The sequence below is a fragment of the Bacillus sp. LLTC93 genome (genome assembly GCF_002993125.1).
GTDB lineage: Bacteria > Bacillota > Bacilli > Bacillales > Bacillaceae > Bacillus > Bacillus zhangzhouensis.
In genome coordinates, this window is the sequence record NZ_PVME01000001.1 from 799,054 (window position 1) to 816,036 (window position 16,983).

Here is a 16,983-nt window from a genome sequence, read left to right on the forward strand (position 1 = left end):
AAGCACCTGTTAAGATGCTGTTGAACCTAAATCCACTGAGACAGCAGGCTTATCAAACTTCAATCTCGTGATCTCTTCAAATTCTGTTTTAGTGATAACTTTCAATGAAACGTATTCCCTCATGATTTCAGGCGTATACACGCCCCAATCCCAAAATACTTTTATGTCGGCCGCCGTTGGGTAGATCATGATGCCCCGCCTCTCTGCATCTGCGAAACTTGCAATGTGAGTAAAGCCACTTGTTTTTTAAGCATCGTTACAGCATCTTGTGGCGGTGGATCAGGCTGCAAACTATCAATGTATTCTTTAGATGCCGCCTCGAACCATTCTTCTTTTTTGGGATCATACTTTGCAATAAATAGCCCATCTGGTGGCTGTTTATCTGTATAGCCTTTGGGTATTTCTTCTCCGTTTTCTACATCTACTAAAATGTCTTTGTCTGCTTGCCAAATGTAATTTTCATCATATTTATACACCCAGATCATATTTGCACCTCCCACGTTTACTTTGCTTTAAAACGGACCCCAAACGTAATAAATTCATTGGGGTTCACCGTATTAGAACAAGATTGAACACAAACTCGACCGTCAGTACCTATATAGGTGCGGTGATATTGTGGGACACCCGGTGTCCCCAAACTGGATGCTACACCAATAAAGTGAAATGACTGCAAAGGAAAGAATCCTTCAAGTAATGTAAACGCCTCGACATCATTACCAATCACACCACCTGTAATAGACCCGATGATCTCCACCTCTCCCGAAGCATCTTTTGAGTAGCGTAATGTGTGCGGAAATCCATCTGATGAAACATATTGCTTCCATCCTTTGGACAATGAAGGTGTTTTCCAAGTGACTGCAGCATCTCCGTCTGTTATGAGACGTTTCCAACCTCGAAAGCCTTGTGCATGGAACGTGCCAATCCAAGTCATATTATCAAATGATCTCGTGGCAATAATCCTTTTGTAATTAATTTCATTTTGGACATATGATGTTTCTAAAACTTCAATGTAATAGAAACTGGAATCATTCTCTACAGGCAGATTTAACAGATTTGCTCCCATATAAAAACCCGTTGGCAGTAAAAAAATATCAGTACCGTTTGACAACCTTGCAACTTTACCGTCGTTAGGTGTAAGCCTGTGCAGCTGGCCGTTATTCCAGTTACTTTTTTCTGATTCTGTTACGTGAATCTTTTTGTTTTCAAGGTGCGGATCGACGTATTCTTTTGCCGCTTCCAGTGCCACCGCTACTTTATCTTTTGCACCTGCAGGTGTTTCCGCGTGAGCATCTGTGTATTTTTTAGCTGCCGCAAGTGCTGCATCTGCTTTAGTCTGCGCGCCCTGTTTTGTTTCGATATTATCCAAGTCATCAAACTTGGCTCTCAGATCATCAATCGTTTGTATAGACTCTTCGTAAAGCTCATTTATCTTTGTTCTTAATGCCTCGAACTCGTCCACATAATACTCAGTGATCGGCACAATGTCTTGATCTATAAGAGACTTTGAAATGTTAAAAGAGAACTGGTGCACAGACATAGATTGATCATTCGTATAGTACAAATTTAATTCAGCTTGTACTATACCGTAGTTCTTAACCTCTTTGTCTGACAAGATGTATTCCGCGTGACCATTCACTCTATCAACTATCGTTACGTCTCTAATGAATCGGCTGCCGTCAGACATAACTAATACAAGTTTTCCTGTGACAGCTGCAAGAGGCAACGGCACTCCATCTTTCGTGAGTTTGAAAATAAGCCTTGCCGTCTGACGATCCTGCGTCCAAAAATTTATGCTGGTTGACACACTTGAACTGGTATATGCGTTCACGTCAAAATCAAGTGGACCGTTTTTGTGAATCATTTGTTATCACCTCACTCATGTTACATTTTCTATTGTTTTAATTGGATCGACACTATTATCCTTCAAGCTGCCTTCTGCGCCAGCTCCTTTTAGTCGATTGCCGAAATGCTGAATTCTTGAACATTTGCTAGTCAAATACATTGCATACCTGCATTTCTTTCCACGCACTTTGTTGAATCTTGCTGCTGAATCTATGACCCCGTCCATGAAGATAATTCCGTAATAGGGATTAGATGTGGATGTTCTTTTTCCCGCATTGTCAATGTCACTGAAATCTACGCTAATATTTTCTGAATCACCTGATACAGAAATTCCAGAGTAGCCAACTTCACGTAAATTTGTGTTTGTGACATCAATGTTCTTACACCCTAATTCCACACGCACGCCGTTCCCCTCGATGTCTCGTCCCACACTTGAATCTACTTTGCCATTACTGCAGCGAGTTAAGAGCACCCCATGATGCTTGATGTCTCTATATTGGTTATTCAAAACCAAAAAGCCATCCACATCTGATAAGTGAATAGCGTGCTTTACCTTTACTCCATTAATTTGATTGCCTGAAACTTCGACGTCATCAATTTTTTGGTACCCTTTACGTCCGTAAACTTGTATGGCATGGCGGTCTTTTACGTTAATGAAAGTATTTTTTGAAACTATGTGCCTTCTCACTTTATTGACTCGATTTGTAGGATTCCCATTCTTATCTTGCGTATATTTTGATGTAACGGCCGGAAGTAGCAACCTTACACCAGATGCACAATTTAAAAATGTATTTCCTTCAATCAAGACATCTTCCCACTTGTTTCCTGAAACAGCCCATTCAGTTGTATCTTCCACAATGTTGAATAAAAACTTGATATTTTTATACCAAAAACCATCTGTGCTAGTATGCGAGTCCATTGCACGTGCATAGCCGCCTAGCTTATCTGATTTACTGAAACGGCACCTTTGAACGATTATATTTTCAGAAGGGGTATTGTCATAGCTACCAAACGCCCCAAAGTTTTCAGATGATCTCATAAGGTCCAATTGAATAGCAGCTGAAAACCATCTGTCACCCTTATAATCTGCAAATCCTGAGAATTTGACATCATCTATCAATACGTTTTTGTTGCCAGCACAATCTATACCGTGCCCTCCACAAACATCACGTATGTGAATACCTTTGATAACTATTCCATCTGCGTGAGCAAATCCTATAACAGAACACTGTTCCTTATATTCATCGCCAGCGCTATCAAACATCCCTTGACCATCAATCAGTAAATTCCCATGTCCCTCATAGCCTTTGGTTTGATCGTCTTTGTCACCATTTACAAGCATTGACCCTACAAATCCGCGCCTTATAACTGCGCCAGCCTGTAAGGTCAAGTGAGTGTTTTTATAGATACGGGCTGTCTCCATCAACTTGTATTGTCCAGGAGGGACAACAATGTGCACAGGATATAATTTTGCAAGACTAAGAGCTGCCTTGAATCCCGCCGTAAAACTTCCGTACTTTTTAATAAACCTTTTTAGATTCAGGGAAACGGCAGCTGCTTCTATTTCTTCTTCAAGTATTTGAAAGTCATAGTCTAATCTGTCTTTTGCTGTGGCATGAATAGATGCATCCCTAGCAACTCGAATGTCTACAACTTCCTTTACGTCTTTTCCGTCGTGATTCAACACTAAATTAATCAGCCTTGACCACAAGTTATCAATTCTATTTGCGACGGAAAATAACCCGTGCATAATCTGATTAGACGAGTGCGCTTTTTTACTGTCTTTATGCGATTGTAATTCACTGGCGTTCTTATTAAGCTCACTCTCAACCGTTTGCATGTCGCCGCGTAATTGCGATTCATAGACTGAATTTCTTGTCGTATCATAATCCTTTTTAAGCCGGACCAATATGTTCACTCCTTTCAATTCCAAAAGAAAAAAACGCATCTAATTGAGCGTTCTCATCAATTGATCAATGTATCTTTTTTGTTGCTTAATCTGCCGCGCCTGGCTTACTTGATAGTCCTGAATGTCTTTCCTAAAGTTAGCAAAGGTCATTTTAGGGCTGTCATAAGGGTTGAGGGGATTATAAGTGACAGACACTAACCTTACATCTTCCTCAAACGTAATCCCGTTTGCTGTATCAGCAATGACATGTATGGTGTCACCCTTCCAAAATTCCTCTTCTATCCCTAGTAGTGCTGGCTCATAGATATACTGATACTCTGCCTCAACGACCACGTCAGGATATGGGTTCACATGCTTTTTCAAAGCAGAAACCATGTTGCTTGCTTTTTTTACTGTGTCGTCTCTTATCGGTTCTCCCCAGCGCGGCTTACCTTCAATGAGAAACTTATCTTCATCAGGATGGATATAAAGGATAGGCTCGAATTCGTATTCAGGCTCTTTTTCCTCTTCATCCTCGTTCGTTTTTGTATCAGTTGATTTAGTATCACTTTTCTTAACTTTCTTTTCTGCGCCGTAACCCCATGCTCTTGTGGAAGTGTTTTGGTCATTGATCTTTAATTTAAAGCCCGGCATATTGTATCGGCTGTCAAAAGTGTAATCTACTACTTTTCCCATCTTTTTATATACATAGATGACATAGTTGTTTACATCAAGCTCTATTTCATAATCCTCAACAATTTGATCCATTAACTCAATACAATTCTTTTCGCCAAAATCGTCTTGATCGACTATATCAAATGCTGATTCTTTTTCTTTCAGGACATATTGAAAAGGTGTGTCAGCAAGCGCAATGTCTAGGGCTTCTTTGATGTTAAGTTTCTTTGACGTTTTTTCTTCGACTCTGTCATTTACAAGAAGAACAGTATACACATGATTGGCCGTAACCTTTTTCTGCAGCACGTTTTTTCTGCTCTGATCAAGCTCAATGTCTGTAATGTAATATTTTTGATGGTTGTAAACTTTTTCATCCAAGTACAATATGTTCCCTGGAACAAGCAAATCAAATTCCGTTCCGTTATCCTCTGTTCGCATTAACGTAAAAGTGAAACTCTTTTTACCTGTTGTGTCGTCTTGCAGCTCCAACACAGCACCAACGATTTCCACAAGCTCTTTGCCGTCTTTGGTTGAGACGTGCAGCTGCCTGAAATCAATATCAGAAGGTAGTCCGTCATTTAACTCTACGTCCTTACCCTGATACTCTTTACTTGGATAAGAAGGTTTAGTTGGTGTTTCTGGTTCTGGTTCATCCGGCACATCATCAAAGGTGTCATATTGTGTAAGTTTGTAAGTAAAAATGATGCTGTTTAATTTTGTTGCATAGTTTATATCCGTGGCGTACCCAGCTTTTGAAACTGCTGCAGTAGCCTTTTTATAATCTTTTTCACCGACCACTGCCTTGTAACGACTTAAACGAGTGTATAAGCTCCCAAGATCAGCTAAGCTCTCTGCGTAAGATGGATACTTTCTAAACTTTGCTTGTATCCTCGTGACGTTCCCTTTTTTGTCTTGTTCGCTTGTCCACATGAGAACATATTTACCGTTATATGTGCCTTTGATTCCAAATAAATTATTTGCTTGTTTAGAAAGACCACTGGATCCGAAACCACTTTCTAGGCACCCTTGAGCAATGACAAGGCTCGCAAGCACATTATATTTCTTGTAAACCTTCTGCGCTCCCGGTGCTAGTTTCTTTATAAAATCTGCTGCAGCCATGACATCCCCCTTTTACGGAAAATAAAATCTTGTATCGAATACAATTTCAAAATCATTTGTGTTCTGTATCTCAAATTCATTCATACCTTTATCTAAAGACGGCAGCCTTCCTGACGTTTTTAACCTCTTATTGCCGACAACGGTATACTGTTTCAGATTCCTGACCTGCTGTGACTTTTTCAGATCGGCTTCTATTTTCAATCTTTCGTTATTCGTGTGATTGATAATCGTTATGTTTTTTCCCTTTGCATTAAGAAGCACATTATAATCATGCTGCATGGGATTAATAGGTAAGCCCGGATTGAATACACTGAAACGTTTTTTGTTTTTAAAACGGTACTGCAGATCGTCGCGTCTTTGGATGCCCATTCCTGAAAACCATCTTTCACTAGAAAAGTTTTGCGCACTTAAAGACGTGCCCTTTGACTCTGCTAGTCCTGTAATATTGTTAAAATCCACTTGGAATGATACCTGGTTTTTTTGCTTGTCCTTAGGAATCTGAAACCCTCCGTCACACGTAACCGCAAAACGCCTCCCAGGAAGAAGATCACATGAGATGTAATACCAGGAGGGCTGAACGACAAGATCATAAAACTCATGTCTGTACTGATAAAAGTTTGCCGCGATTTTAGCATCAAGCAATATCTCAACCTTGATAGACCTTTCTTTGTACACTATGTCGCGCGGGTGCTGCGTCGGTACAAGTCCGTTAAACCTGGTTAACTGTACAAGCTCCCTGTCAGTGCTCGGCGCGTCAGGTGCAAAGCTAAGCAATTTAAAATAGGGCAGTAACCCCGACAAAGGTCGCTCCCCCATTCCGTCTCTGAAATCAAAATACAGATTCATTATCTTTTCAGCCCTCCTTTATATGCATTCTGTTCGTACTTTTGAGCGCTCTTTTTGTCTAGAATAGATGTGTCTCCTTGATTAAAAACGATGTCTGCTAAATGCTCACCGCCAATAATGACAGGCGCAGGATGGATTTTGATTACTTGCCCTGCAGCACTTACGCTTTCATTGTTGGTCTGTAGATTATTTGACAGAAGACTAATTAGGGCATCTAGCTTCTGATTTAGAATAGGCGTGTCAATTTCATTTTTCACAGTCAGTTCGGCGCGCATTGTGTTTATTTCATCTGCGGCTCCCTGGATGTTAAAAGCCATTCTATTAATTTCAGACTTAAAGGACGTCATAGCACCTTGCGCCATTGCTGCTGTGCTCTTTTTCACGTCCTGCACCTTTTCTCCAAGCCCAATGATAAACCCATCGCCAAAGTTCACACCTTCTGCAATGGTCTTCTTTGCAGGAGACTTAGAATCTATTGATTTTTTAAGTGATTGGATGGCGACTTTACCAATGGTCCAGGCAGCTTTCCAAATTGTCCCGCCTGTTCCTCCCATGCTGCGAATGCCGTTAGCAAAGCCTTTAGAAAAGTCAGCACCCGTGCTAGTTGTTTTCACACTTGATAAGCCTTGTTTTCCTGATTGTGCTACGGTGCTACCCGAATTACTAGCGTTTCCAGCTTGGCTGCGGATTCCCGATGCAAATTGAACCCCTGCTTTTTGTCCGCCCCCGCCATCGGTTGTTTTCGCAAGCTGGGCTGTTGCTGTCGCGCTCACCGAAGATGCTGCAGACGTATTGGCGCCCTTTGTGCTTGTGATGCCCGCACTGTGACTTTGTCCTTTTGTTACACCTGCTTGCGTGGCTTGCGTGGTATTTTTGTTTAGATTGGATAATGCTGTTTGATTTACGTCGCTTGCTGCCATGCTTGTGCTGCCTTTTGTTGAGATTATACCTGCACTGAATGATTGGCCCTTTTGAGAGCCGGATGTATTAGCCTCTGCATTGCCTTCACTTAGCTTTTGTTTTAGTGCTTGCTGCAGCACTGATCCGCTGTTAGATACGTTAACTTTTGACGAATTAATACCTTCACTAAACGATTGACCTTTTTCTTGTCCTGCAATTCTAGGGATGCCGTTTTCCTCTCGCAATTTTTGATCCAGTGTTTGTTTAAGGATTGACCCACTTGCTAACGTGTTAGGCGTGGCAGCTGTTAAGCCGTCCGCAAATTCATCGCCCATTTTCTTTCCTGATTCACGGGCAGATGTTGCACGGTTAAATTCATTTTCAGCATTTATGATCGCTTCGTTTGCTTTACTTGCTGATTCTTCTGCTGAAAAACCCAAACCCTCGTTAAACTCGATGAGTGCTTGCTTCGTTTTTTCTAACGCTTCTTCTTTGCTATCTCCAAGTTTTTGTAAGAACGCTACTTGTCTTTCAGCCCATCGCGCTTGGTATTTTTCTTCTTGTTCCTCTTGATTGGTGAAAATACCCATTGAATTACTTGAGTATTCTATTTGTTTTTCTAGTGCTTTTCCTGTTTCTAAATCCAGCAGTTTCCCGTCTTGAGCCATTTGATCAAATAACGCTTTTGAATTGTTTTTATACGCTTCTAGGTTCTCTGCAAGTGACTGTTGATAGTCAGCGTTACTTTTAGCTTTTAGCGTTTTGTGCTGTGCAGCTGTTATAGCTTCTTTTGCTAGAGCCTCGTCTAAAACTTTATTTCTGTAGTCGCGATCTTCTTTAGCTGCCTTCTGTCCCTCTTTATAAATACTGCTGATTTGATCATTGTAGCTTTTGGCATTTTTAAAAGAGAGTTTTGTTTGACTCTCTGAAACTCTCTGCTGGATGGCTAAAGCGTCCTTTTGGTTTGCGGCAAACTTACTTGTTGACTGTTGAAAAAATGAAATTATCTCTTCAAAAGTTTTCTTTTGTGATGCATTCATTTTCGATGTCATTAAGCCTGTTTCATCTTTCAATTTTTCTAACTGCCGCATCTTCTCGCGTACTTTTTGAACATCTTTGTCAATGTCTCCAACCAATTGATCGGACCAATCTTCTCCGATTTTCTTCGTCTCTTTCTCCTGATCTTCAAAGAGACCCTTGAGAACCGCGATAGCTTCGGTTTTGAATCCTTCTAGCTCTTTAATCAAAGAAGAAGACATTTCTTGATACGTAGACAATAGATTACTAGCCATCTTGTTTGCTTCTTTTCCTGAAACCTGTGTTAACTGAAACAGCTGTGATGTGGCTTTTTCACGTAGACTCACGTATGATCCTGCCGCTTTTTGTGTCGCTTTAGAAACGCCCTCACCATATAGAAGAGCCGATTCTTTTGCTTCTTCTTGTCGTTTCTTTTGGTTTTTCAGCTGTTCATTATACGCATATGTCGCAACGGCAATACCGCCTAAAAGAGCCGTCCCCCCCACAATGGCAAGCCCTACAGGACCTGTAAATGCTAAGAGCGCACCGATACCCATTGTTAGCGTTGCGACTGCTGTTGTGGCACCCAATACACCCGTAGCAAACAACGCAGTTTTAGCAACCGTTTGAGCTGTGGCAGAATCCATTTTGTTAAACATGGAAACGATGTCTGCTCCTTTTTCAGCTAGGTTACCAAGCGCAGGAAGTAGACTTTTCGTTAGTTTGATTTTTGCTCCTTCTACAGCAGAATTAAAGGCAACGATACTGCCTCGTGCATTATCTAGCATCGTATCTGCCATATCTTGAGCAGCACCGTCTGATTCCTTCAAAGCCTTTGTGTTCTCTTTTAAAGCCTTGCTGCCTTTTTGTAAGAGAATAGCCCAATGTTTATAAGACTCAGCGCCTACAATGGTTTTAAGGGTTGCGGCTTGCTGCTCTTTCGTCATGCCTTTCATGCCCTTTTCCATTTCTGCAACGACTTCCGGCATGCTTTTCATATCTCCGGCCGCATCAAAAAATGCGAAGCCTAAGTTATCAATTACCTTCTGAGCTTTTTTTGCAGGTGTTGCCAGACGAATCAATGATGTACCAAACGCTTGACCTGCGATAGAACCTTGTAAACCTGCATCACCAAACGCCATTACTGCGGCCGCTGACTCTTCTAACCCCCATCCCAATGAATTAGCATTAGGTGCTAGAAACTTCATCGCCTCGCCCATCTGCTCAACATTTGTGTTTGCGTTCGCTGCACCGTATGCGATAACGTCCGATGCGTGACCTGCTTCCTCAGCCTTCATCGCAAAGGCTTGCATCATATTAGAGGAGATATCGGCGGCGGCAGCTAAATCTAGTTGACCTGCGGCGGCTAAGTTCAACATACCTGGCATCGCTGCGTAAATGTCGTTTGCTTTAAAACCAGCCATCGCCAGAAAGCTTTGTGCGTCAGCTGCTTGACTGGCAGTAAAGACGGTTGTTGCTCCTAGTTCCATTGCTTGCTTTTCTAGCTTTTTTATTTCTTGAGCTGTACCACCTGAAATAGCTTGGACTTTACTCATTTGCTTTTCAAAGTCCATACCCACTTGTACTGCATCTTTTAGTGGGAGGGCCAAGCCAGCAAAAGCAACACCTGTAGTCATCGCTACCGAAGCACCCGTGCTTCTCATTTTGTTGCCAACTGTATTCATTCTTTGGCCCATTTTATAAAGCGAAGAAGAGGTTCTTTTTATCTCAGCTTCCATCTTCTGAATTTTGTTGGTCGTTTGTGTTAACGCATTTTGCGTTTTATTCATTTCAGCTGTTGCATAGTTCAACCGACGTGCAAGATTTTGTGTCTCTTGCGCGTCTTTCCCTTTCTTGATGGCTGAATCTGCATACGCTCTTTCAAGCGCTTTGACCTTCATTTTATGCTGATCCAATTGTTGTGAAAGGGTTCTGACTTTCGTCTGTGAGGTTTTCAGTTCATTGCCCCACACACCGACGGCAGTCCGATTCTTTTCAAATTCAGACTTTATATTCTTCATTTGAACGGCAATTGCTTTCATTTCCCCGTTAAATTGGGACGAATTAGAATACAGCTTTACTTTAATGTCTTTGCTCAATCCCTCACCACCTTTTTACAGTCCCGGTATCTGATCAATGTACAAAGGCTTATCCGATGCTGCAGCGTTCTTACTTGGCTTTTCCTTGCTTGCTTCTTTCCTGCGTGCAAGGCGTTTCAGATGATATACAATGTCCATTTCGTCAATCTGATTTTGAGTAAAGCCAATGTCCTCTAATGCGTTATACATATCAAGGACAGCATCGGACAAACTTACTCCCCCGGCTCTGCTTCCTCTGCGGTTTCAGGATTCAGAATCTTGCTCGCTTCAACGATATTTCCGATGACATAGTTTGCAGTTGCGTAGATTGTTCTATATAAAAGTCTTGAATCAATGCCTTTTTCAAATTCTTCTGCAGTGAATTTGTTTCCGAACACTTCACAGATAAACTCAGATTGTCTACTTGTATAAATTCTTTCAGGATCATTCGATTCAAGGTCTTCTGTTATTTCTGCCGCAGTCCTAAATAAAGCACCCGTGATAAAGTTAGGTGTGGAAAATTTCTTTTTCTTTCCGTTTAAATGCAAGGTGATTGTCAATGCTTCCATGTTATTGCCTCCCGATTACAAAATAAAAAAAAGAGCGTTATTAAACGCCCTTCCCAATGTCTACTGAACTTGTGGAATCCTCTGTATCTTTTCCCTTTGCAAACGACGCCCCGTCGTACACAACTTGTTTAAACCATTCATCGGGATCAAAGCCTTCGTCGAATTCAGCTTGAGCCTTCCATCGGTTTTTCCCCTTCTTATTTTGAAGCGTCATGAAACCAGCTTTAAATTTTGCTGTTTCAGGATCTGCTTTACCTTCTGTGGTTTTATTTTCATTAGCCAGCAATTCAGGTAGTCCCTTTAAGAACCAATAAAACCTATGCCCGCCTGTAGATGTTTTCGCTCTAAACCCGAAAGCCAAGAAAATAGCCTTATCATCAGAACTGGCAAAAGAAATTCCATTCTCGACCTTATGACCGAAAATCTTGTTTTGCACCTCAATAGGTAAATCTGCTAGTTCAGCTTCAAGGTCAATGTCCCCCATGTTGTTAAATGAATCATAGACGCCATTATCAGCCCAAAATTTAGATTGCTCTGATTTAGGATCTACTTTGACGTTTACAGCTCCTGGCAGTCTTTCAGGCTTTGCATATTCAAGTCCTTTGTCATCATCCTGAATAAGCTCAGCATAATGAAACATGTCTAATCCGTAGATTGTTTTCCCCATCTGTTTTCCTCCTAGAAAAATGTTTTGACGTACCTCATGCCTCTGTGAAAGATTTTTGTATCTGTTTCGTAAAGATCCACTGAATCATATCTTCCGTAACCTAAATCTTTCATAAGACGATCTATTAATTTCGCTATTTCTGTTTCGTTTTTCCGTGTGTCTGCTTTTGAAAATATGCTTAACTGGAATCGAACCTCACTTGCTGCGGAATGGTTGTCTCTGTACTCCTGATCCCTATTTGTAATCTCTGAAAATACAACCCTGGGGAATGCGGCCACATCATCGGCCACAAGATTATGAAATCCACCTGTGACAAGCTGCTTTAATTCATTGTTTTTTATTAACGCTGCACTCAATTCTTTCTTTGCATCAAGACTCATTTAATAGGAGCCGTGATAATTCTTTCCATGATCTTCACAGCTTGTCCCTCCCCCTCGATTGCACTTTTTTCAATGAATGGATGCGGCGGCATTTTAGATGTGCCCCACTCTAAAAATCGCCCTCTGTAAGCGACTTTTCGATTTGGTCCAACGGTTACAAACAGCTCACCATCTTTGGCTTCTCTTGCAGCTGAAACGGTGATGTTATCGACCATGTGAGGCTGTTTTTTTGAACTCTTATTCACGTTACGTTTTTGGTGCTCTGCTATTACTTCTCCGCCAGCTTTAAGGGCAATCTTTTCGGCTTTTTCGACGTCGTCACCTATCTTGTTGAAAAATCTCGTTAGATCATCAAATCCATCAATATCCATATCAGCCATTTATGCCAACCTCATTGCATGTGACTTCAAGCCGCTTCTTTTTATTATCAACGTCGTTAAAATCCATTACTTCGAAAGTGCGGTATATTGGCTCTCCTGCGTCATCGGTTCCCCTTTGATGAAGGATTCGCATGTCTTGCTTAACGTCTTCCCGATATCTTATTGTAATTTTCTTCGGTGACTTGACCCCTAAAGCTCCGGCCACAAGCGTGTCAGATTTTGAGCCGGAAAATCCTTCAATCGAACCCCATGTCTCAAAAACATTCTCATAAGATTCATTCCATTTCATCTCGTCGTCCTGCTCCCTTTTCTTAACTTGAAAAGTTAATCGACGATTCAACTCGCTTATCTTCTTCATCCTCTTCTGCCTCCACATAGCGAAGTTGGGTTAGTTGGTCCCGAATAGTAAAAGGGATGGATGAGCCGGAAACGCCTGACTCATACACCCCTCGATTTTCGTACCAATGAGCAACAAGCATGCCTGTTACAAGCGCATACTGTGCATTTCCTTCCACATAACGTCCTATACCATTTTTGATATATCCCTTTGCTGCAGTAAGTAAGGTTTTAAGCAAGGCGTCATCTTGTTCAGTATCAATTTTTAAATATTCATCTTTCAGCATTTTTAAATCCATAGCAGACCGCCTACTTATTCAGAGTATTTTCTTTCCCCTCAATTTGGTCTAATCGAGACTCTAAATCAGTGATCCTTTTTTGTACCTCTGAATTGATGTTGTCCCATTTAACGCTACCTTTACCGATTGTTCGGGAGTTGACAGATCCATCGCCTAAATGATCATTCTTAATAGACCCAGTTTCAATCACTGCGGGATCTCCTTTGTCACCTTTTGGGCCTTGTTCACCTGGATCACCCTTTAAACCCTTCACATAAAGAGGATTTTCTTCGCTATTGTCTTTCACCGTAACTGCTGTGATAGGTTTACCATCAGGGCCCGCCTCTGCAGACGTGAATACTCCATTACTTTCGTTTAGATAATCTTTTGCCATTTTTAATCCATTCCTTTCAATTGTTTATTCTTTGTTCAGTTTGCTTTTCAGCTCTTTTATTTCGTCTTCCATTCCTTTGAGCCTAGTTTCAATAGACGAATTAAGATGCTCCGGCATGACGCTTCCCGTCCCGATGTTTACCGATCGAACTGCTTTTTCGGCCAGCATTTCATGTGTTACGTTTCCAGGTGCAGCTGATCCGCCGCCACCTAGATTAACTTCCTCGCCGTCTTTGACGATTTTTCCGCCTGCAAATTCTAAAACACCACCGATGACAGTTCGATCCCCGCCGTCAGTGGTGTAGTTTTTTGTTGTATATCCCATCGTGTCCTCCTTATTGGATCGTAATTTGTCCAAATACTACCGCTTCGTCATCCCATTTTCGGACGTCTTCTCGTTCAATCGCTCTGACTTTCGTAGTATTCGTTTCGAAGGCTCCTGCCCCTACGTCTGTAGAAGCGATAGATTGTTGCTGACGATCAAACAGAACAATCGCTTCTTTTAAATTACCGATGATGATTGGCGCTTTACCCTTTTGTGTTTTCAAGACTTTGTTAGAAATATTTACAACAGGTCGGCCGTCAAAAAGTTTCTTTGTTGGATTTGTAGGATCCGGCTGCATTAAATATTTACCTTCTCCGTCTTTAAGTGTATCTAACCAGTTGTATCCGTCTTGGTTAGTCATCACGATAGAACCTGGGGATACAAGAGGATCAAGTGTGACATTTAAAGCTTTTTTAATTCCATCCAATCCCTCAATCTCTACCTTTTTCAAAGATTCAATTACATTCAAAATCAGGCTATTACGGGTAACAACTGATTTTTTTGCAAACCAGTTAGCAACATATCTCATAATCGCTTGATCAGAATCGCTTAACATTGAATTTGATAAGGTCATGATGCCTCCAAAATCTTCAATAGCATAATTCATTTTTGTGAATTTTGGCTGATCAGACTCAGGTAATTCTTCTAATTCTTCAAGACGGGCAAACGGCACCATATCAGAATTCTTTTCTAACAAACGTGATCCTGAACGGCCCGTAACTGGTTCAACCGTTACATATTGCTCTAGTGGTTCATAAGTTCGTTTAAGTTCATGGATTAGCCTTCCAATGTCTTCAGGAATCAAAATCCCGCCATCTTCATCATTTTTGCCTGACATTGCTCTGAATTCCTCACTATCCAAAAGGTCACGCTCTTCATCGGTAAGTCTTTTTCCTCTTAATTTCTTTAGAAAAGTCTTGCGATATTGCTGCTGCCTTTCTTCTTTATCTCCCTCGGCGCCTTTCCGTCCCTCCGGGTTACGTTCTAGCTCAGGCACAAAATTTTCACCGCCAGGTAAATCAGGCACGTTCAGTGATCGTCCTTCTACCATCAATTCAATTTGATTTTTAAGCTCTTTTGCATCATCAAGGAGCTGGCGCGCTTCCTCTGCTCTTCCTTCTGCTAGTGCTTTATCAGCTTCTTCTTTCTTTTGTGTAAACTGCTGACGTAATTCAATTTCTTTTTTTGTCATTTTTATTTTTCCTCCTCATAGAACGCAAAAAAGCCTCACTCTGGAAGATCAAGGCTTAATAGCTCCAATTCAATTTTTAAAGTTTCATCCGTTGGTACGCTTCGTTGTTCTCTCATTTCTTCTACTTTTTCTAAGCTACGTGCACCTACTACAGCTTCGGTATCGCTATAAGCTGGTGTCGTTACAAGAGATATGTCATAAATGCGATGAATGCTGTTTATTCTTCGTTCGTATATGTCTTCATCTTCATTTATGCGCCACTCGTCAGGTTCTTCGCCGTTATAATCCAATGAAAATGCAAAAGAACATTGATTAATAACGCCGCTGCGTATATTCTCACAGAGATCACGCGCGTAAGACGTATCAGTAGGCTTAAATCTAAATTTAAGACCTATACCATCTATTTCTAATTCAAGCCGTCCTGATTCCCCTGAAACGGTGTTTCTTGCTAGTGGAAAATCTGCTCGATGATTGAACAGCGCAACGACGTTTGATAGATCGGTAGATTCTAAAGCATTCCTGCTTATGATTTCCTTGAACCATCCCAAACGCTCGGACCATTTTTCAAATTTCAAAGCATAGCCTTCCACATATTCGGATTGTCCTTCTCCATCGGAACGGATCTCAATTGGCGTCGTGAGCAGCCTTACTTCTTTTTCTTTACTCATTCTTGCTGTCACCTCCCTTCATGGTTGAACCTGCTTTAAGTCGCTGGTACTCTTCCATAAAGTCAAGGAACACATAATTCAAGCTGGAAAGATATTTCTCGCCATGCTCGATAGGGTTTCTCTCAATCAAGTCGCGAATCTCATTTTTATTTAAAAGACCCGCTTCACTCATGGTCTTAAAATACTCTGCTTGAGTTTTACTGTCGCCGCGCAGCTCACTATCAACATTGAATTTTACATAATGGCCCGCTTTTTGATCATTGTCAGTAAACAGCTTAATATTTAATTCTTGTTCAAAATTCACGATCCACGGTTGCAGTGTATTTTTTACGTATTCCAAGGATTGATGCTCAATGTTTGAAAATGTAGCTTTATCAAGTTCATTGAGTTTATGCAAAGGAACTTTGTAAATCATGGCAATTTGAGCTTTATTGAATTTCATCGACTCGACGAATTGTGCTTCTTGTAATGGCATGGCGATAGATTGATATTCTAGTCCATTATCAATAATGGCTATGTTTTCACCTTGGTTGACCCGCAGCCATTCTTTACGGACGTTCTCTTTTGGTTTTTCATCCAAGAAAGAAGGAACCTTTAGGATGCCGCGCGGCGTGGCTTCGTTTTTATATAGTTTTGCGTTATATTTTGTGGCAGCTGCTTGAGCGCCTATATGCTCTCTCACTACCCCTATAGGTGACTTTCCGTGAATACCATCCGTTGATAAACCTTTAAAATGCAGCACTTGGTGTTCATATAGTTCCATCGTTCTTCCGTTAACGTTGGTTTGGTACCATAGCCTCCCTGAGTCGGGATGGATGTATGCTTTTGTTGCATCCGGCCGCAACGGGTAAAGATTTTCAGGGAAACCATGTGCCCCAAATTCAATCATCGAATAGGCATTTCCCCATGTGAGGACATGCGTCATCATCAGCTTTTTCCAGACATAAGCAGTCATGTATGGATTCGGCCTTGCGTAGATCATATAGGCTGATGGATGATTAGGGTTTCTGTTGACTCCTTGAAATTCTTTTTGAAATGTGTGTATCGGCAGCTTTGCGATGTCATCAGAAAGTACGTTGACACATGCGAAAATGTCAGGCTGTTCAAATGAATTACTTTCACTGACTCTTTCACCACTGGCCGTTTCTCTACCTCCAAACAGATTGATCAACTGGCTGAAACCGTCTAACGTTTTTGAGCCGGATCGTTTTTCAAAAAACTTGTCTATAAACATTTATTTCACCTCTCTTTCTGCCGCGCGTGACTCGACAGCAAGTAGGCATAAAACATAAAAAATACACCCGTCAGAAATAGACCGATGTTTGTATTTACCCGATACGCTGCCAGCAGAATAAAGGTGCACCCTCCGATAAACAGCAAGTCGTTTAATATTAATTTCAGAAGAACAATAAATTTTTTCACTCTCTCAC

At 41.2% G+C, this 16,983-nt stretch carries 20 protein-coding genes; all 20 read right to left on the minus strand.

Annotated elements, in window-relative coordinates; all coding sequences use genetic code 11:
* Window positions 1–9 precede the first annotated feature (9 nt).
* The 20 genes from C6W18_RS04300 to C6W18_RS20245 are packed head-to-tail and all read right to left on the minus strand — an operon-like array spanning window position 10 to window position 16,975.
* A complete protein-coding gene (locus tag C6W18_RS04300) occupies window positions 10–189 on the minus strand; it encodes an XkdX family protein (protein WP_105926162.1) in 180 nt (59 codons plus the stop codon).
* Window positions 186–485, minus strand: a complete 300-nt coding sequence (locus tag C6W18_RS04305) for a hypothetical protein (RefSeq protein ID WP_105926164.1) — start codon at window positions 483–485, stop codon at window positions 186–188. The genes C6W18_RS04300 and C6W18_RS04305 overlap by 4 nt, the downstream gene beginning before the upstream one ends.
* 17 nt (window positions 486–502) lie before the next feature.
* Complete coding sequence (locus tag C6W18_RS04310; RefSeq protein WP_105926166.1) at window positions 503–1,861, minus strand: phage baseplate upper protein; 1,359 nt, start codon at window positions 1,859–1,861, stop codon at window positions 503–505.
* Between the two features lie 15 nt (window positions 1,862–1,876).
* Window positions 1,877–3,751, minus strand: coding sequence for a right-handed parallel beta-helix repeat-containing protein (locus C6W18_RS04315; protein ID WP_105926168.1), 1,875 nt, complete (start codon window positions 3,749–3,751; stop codon window positions 1,877–1,879).
* Window positions 3,752–3,790: 39 nt separating this feature from the next.
* Window positions 3,791–5,524, minus strand: a complete 1,734-nt coding sequence (locus tag C6W18_RS04320; protein WP_105926172.1) for a phage tail protein — start codon at window positions 5,522–5,524, stop codon at window positions 3,791–3,793.
* 12 nt (window positions 5,525–5,536) lie between these two features.
* Complete coding sequence (locus tag C6W18_RS04325; RefSeq protein ID WP_105926174.1) at window positions 5,537–6,370, minus strand: phage tail domain-containing protein; 834 nt, start codon at window positions 6,368–6,370, stop codon at window positions 5,537–5,539.
* Window positions 6,370–10,386, minus strand: coding sequence for a phage tail tape measure protein (locus tag C6W18_RS04330; protein WP_105926176.1), 4,017 nt, complete (start codon window positions 10,384–10,386; stop codon window positions 6,370–6,372). The genes C6W18_RS04325 and C6W18_RS04330 overlap by 1 nt, the downstream gene beginning before the upstream one ends.
* A 15-nt stretch (window positions 10,387–10,401) precedes the next feature.
* Entirely contained in the window at window positions 10,402–10,596 is a 195-nt protein-coding gene (locus tag C6W18_RS04335) for a hypothetical protein (protein ID WP_017367766.1), read from the minus strand.
* Between the two features lie 2 nt (window positions 10,597–10,598).
* On the minus strand, window positions 10,599–10,934 hold the full coding sequence (gpG, locus tag C6W18_RS04340) for a phage tail assembly chaperone G (RefSeq protein WP_105926178.1): 336 nt from the start codon (window positions 10,932–10,934) through the stop codon (window positions 10,599–10,601).
* Between the two features lie 40 nt (window positions 10,935–10,974).
* Window positions 10,975–11,601 (minus strand): major tail protein, encoded by a 627-nt coding sequence (locus C6W18_RS04345; protein WP_087977469.1) that lies wholly within the window; start codon window positions 11,599–11,601, stop codon window positions 10,975–10,977.
* An 11-nt stretch (window positions 11,602–11,612) separates the two neighbouring features.
* Complete coding sequence (gp17, locus tag C6W18_RS04350) at window positions 11,613–11,981, minus strand: tail completion protein gp17 (RefSeq protein ID WP_105926180.1); 369 nt, start codon at window positions 11,979–11,981, stop codon at window positions 11,613–11,615.
* On the minus strand, window positions 11,978–12,361 hold the full coding sequence (locus tag C6W18_RS04355; protein ID WP_105926182.1) for an HK97-gp10 family putative phage morphogenesis protein: 384 nt from the start codon (window positions 12,359–12,361) through the stop codon (window positions 11,978–11,980). Before C6W18_RS04355 ends, gp17 begins: the two co-directional genes overlap by 4 nt.
* A complete protein-coding gene (locus C6W18_RS04360) occupies window positions 12,354–12,719 on the minus strand; it encodes a phage head closure protein (protein ID WP_105926184.1) in 366 nt (121 codons plus the stop codon). The genes C6W18_RS04355 and C6W18_RS04360 overlap by 8 nt, the downstream gene beginning before the upstream one ends.
* Window positions 12,673–12,996, minus strand: a complete 324-nt coding sequence (locus tag C6W18_RS04365) for a head-tail connector protein (protein ID WP_105926186.1) — start codon at window positions 12,994–12,996, stop codon at window positions 12,673–12,675. Before C6W18_RS04365 ends, C6W18_RS04360 begins: the two co-directional genes overlap by 47 nt.
* Window positions 12,997–13,006: 10 nt before the next feature.
* Complete coding sequence (locus C6W18_RS04370) at window positions 13,007–13,369, minus strand: collagen-like protein (protein WP_105926188.1); 363 nt, start codon at window positions 13,367–13,369, stop codon at window positions 13,007–13,009.
* A 24-nt stretch (window positions 13,370–13,393) separates the two neighbouring features.
* Window positions 13,394–13,693 carry a hypothetical protein gene (locus tag C6W18_RS04375; protein WP_105926189.1) on the minus strand — a complete coding sequence of 100 codons (300 nt, stop codon included), beginning with the start codon at window positions 13,691–13,693 and terminating at the stop codon, window positions 13,394–13,396.
* A gap of 10 nt (window positions 13,694–13,703) precedes the next feature.
* Complete coding sequence (locus C6W18_RS04380; protein ID WP_105926191.1) at window positions 13,704–14,885, minus strand: phage major capsid protein; 1,182 nt, start codon at window positions 14,883–14,885, stop codon at window positions 13,704–13,706.
* Window positions 14,886–14,920: 35 nt separating this feature from the next.
* Window positions 14,921–15,553: an HK97 family phage prohead protease gene (locus C6W18_RS04385; protein WP_105926193.1), complete on the minus strand. Its 633-nt coding sequence runs from the start codon at window positions 15,551–15,553 to the stop codon at window positions 14,921–14,923.
* Entirely contained in the window at window positions 15,546–16,787 is a 1,242-nt protein-coding gene (locus C6W18_RS04390) for a phage portal protein (RefSeq protein WP_105926195.1), read from the minus strand. Before C6W18_RS04390 ends, C6W18_RS04385 begins: the two co-directional genes overlap by 8 nt.
* Window positions 16,788–16,792: 5 nt before the next feature.
* Entirely contained in the window at window positions 16,793–16,975 is a 183-nt protein-coding gene (locus tag C6W18_RS20245; protein WP_095409137.1) for a hypothetical protein, read from the minus strand.
* Window positions 16,976–16,983: the final 8 nt, after the last annotated feature.

Excerpts from the sequence above, each read along its gene's own strand:
- C6W18_RS04300 (WP_105926162.1), bottom strand. The coding sequence starts at position 189 with ATGATCTACCCAACGGCGGCCGACATAAAAGTATTTTGGGATTGGGGC.
- C6W18_RS04305 (WP_105926164.1), bottom strand. The coding sequence starts at position 485 with ATGATCTGGGTGTATAAATATGATGAAAATTACATTTGGCAAGCAGAC.
- C6W18_RS04310 (WP_105926166.1), bottom strand. The coding sequence starts at position 1,861 with ATGATTCACAAAAACGGTCCACTTGATTTTGACGTGAACGCATATACC.
- C6W18_RS04320 (WP_105926172.1), bottom strand. The coding sequence starts at position 5,524 with ATGGCTGCAGCAGATTTTATAAAGAAACTAGCACCGGGAGCGCAGAAG.
- C6W18_RS04325 (WP_105926174.1), bottom strand. The coding sequence starts at position 6,370 with ATGAATCTGTATTTTGATTTCAGAGACGGAATGGGGGAGCGACCTTTG.
- gpG (WP_105926178.1), bottom strand. The coding sequence starts at position 10,934 with ATGGAAGCATTGACAATCACCTTGCATTTAAACGGAAAGAAAAAGAAA.
- C6W18_RS04345 (WP_087977469.1), bottom strand. The coding sequence starts at position 11,601 with ATGGGGAAAACAATCTACGGATTAGACATGTTTCATTATGCTGAGCTT.
- gp17 (WP_105926180.1), bottom strand. The coding sequence starts at position 11,981 with ATGAGTCTTGATGCAAAGAAAGAATTGAGTGCAGCGTTAATAAAAAAC.
- C6W18_RS04355 (WP_105926182.1), bottom strand. The coding sequence starts at position 12,361 with ATGGCTGATATGGATATTGATGGATTTGATGATCTAACGAGATTTTTC.
- C6W18_RS04360 (WP_105926184.1), bottom strand. The coding sequence starts at position 12,719 with ATGAAGAAGATAAGCGAGTTGAATCGTCGATTAACTTTTCAAGTTAAG.
- C6W18_RS04365 (WP_105926186.1), bottom strand. The coding sequence starts at position 12,996 with ATGGATTTAAAAATGCTGAAAGATGAATATTTAAAAATTGATACTGAA.
- C6W18_RS04370 (WP_105926188.1), bottom strand. The coding sequence starts at position 13,369 with ATGGCAAAAGATTATCTAAACGAAAGTAATGGAGTATTCACGTCTGCA.
- C6W18_RS04375 (WP_105926189.1), bottom strand. The coding sequence starts at position 13,693 with ATGGGATATACAACAAAAAACTACACCACTGACGGCGGGGATCGAACT.
- C6W18_RS04380 (WP_105926191.1), bottom strand. The coding sequence starts at position 14,885 with ATGACAAAAAAAGAAATTGAATTACGTCAGCAGTTTACACAAAAGAAA.
- C6W18_RS04385 (WP_105926193.1), bottom strand. The coding sequence starts at position 15,553 with ATGAGTAAAGAAAAAGAAGTAAGGCTGCTCACGACGCCAATTGAGATC.
- C6W18_RS04390 (WP_105926195.1), bottom strand. The coding sequence starts at position 16,787 with ATGTTTATAGACAAGTTTTTTGAAAAACGATCCGGCTCAAAAACGTTA.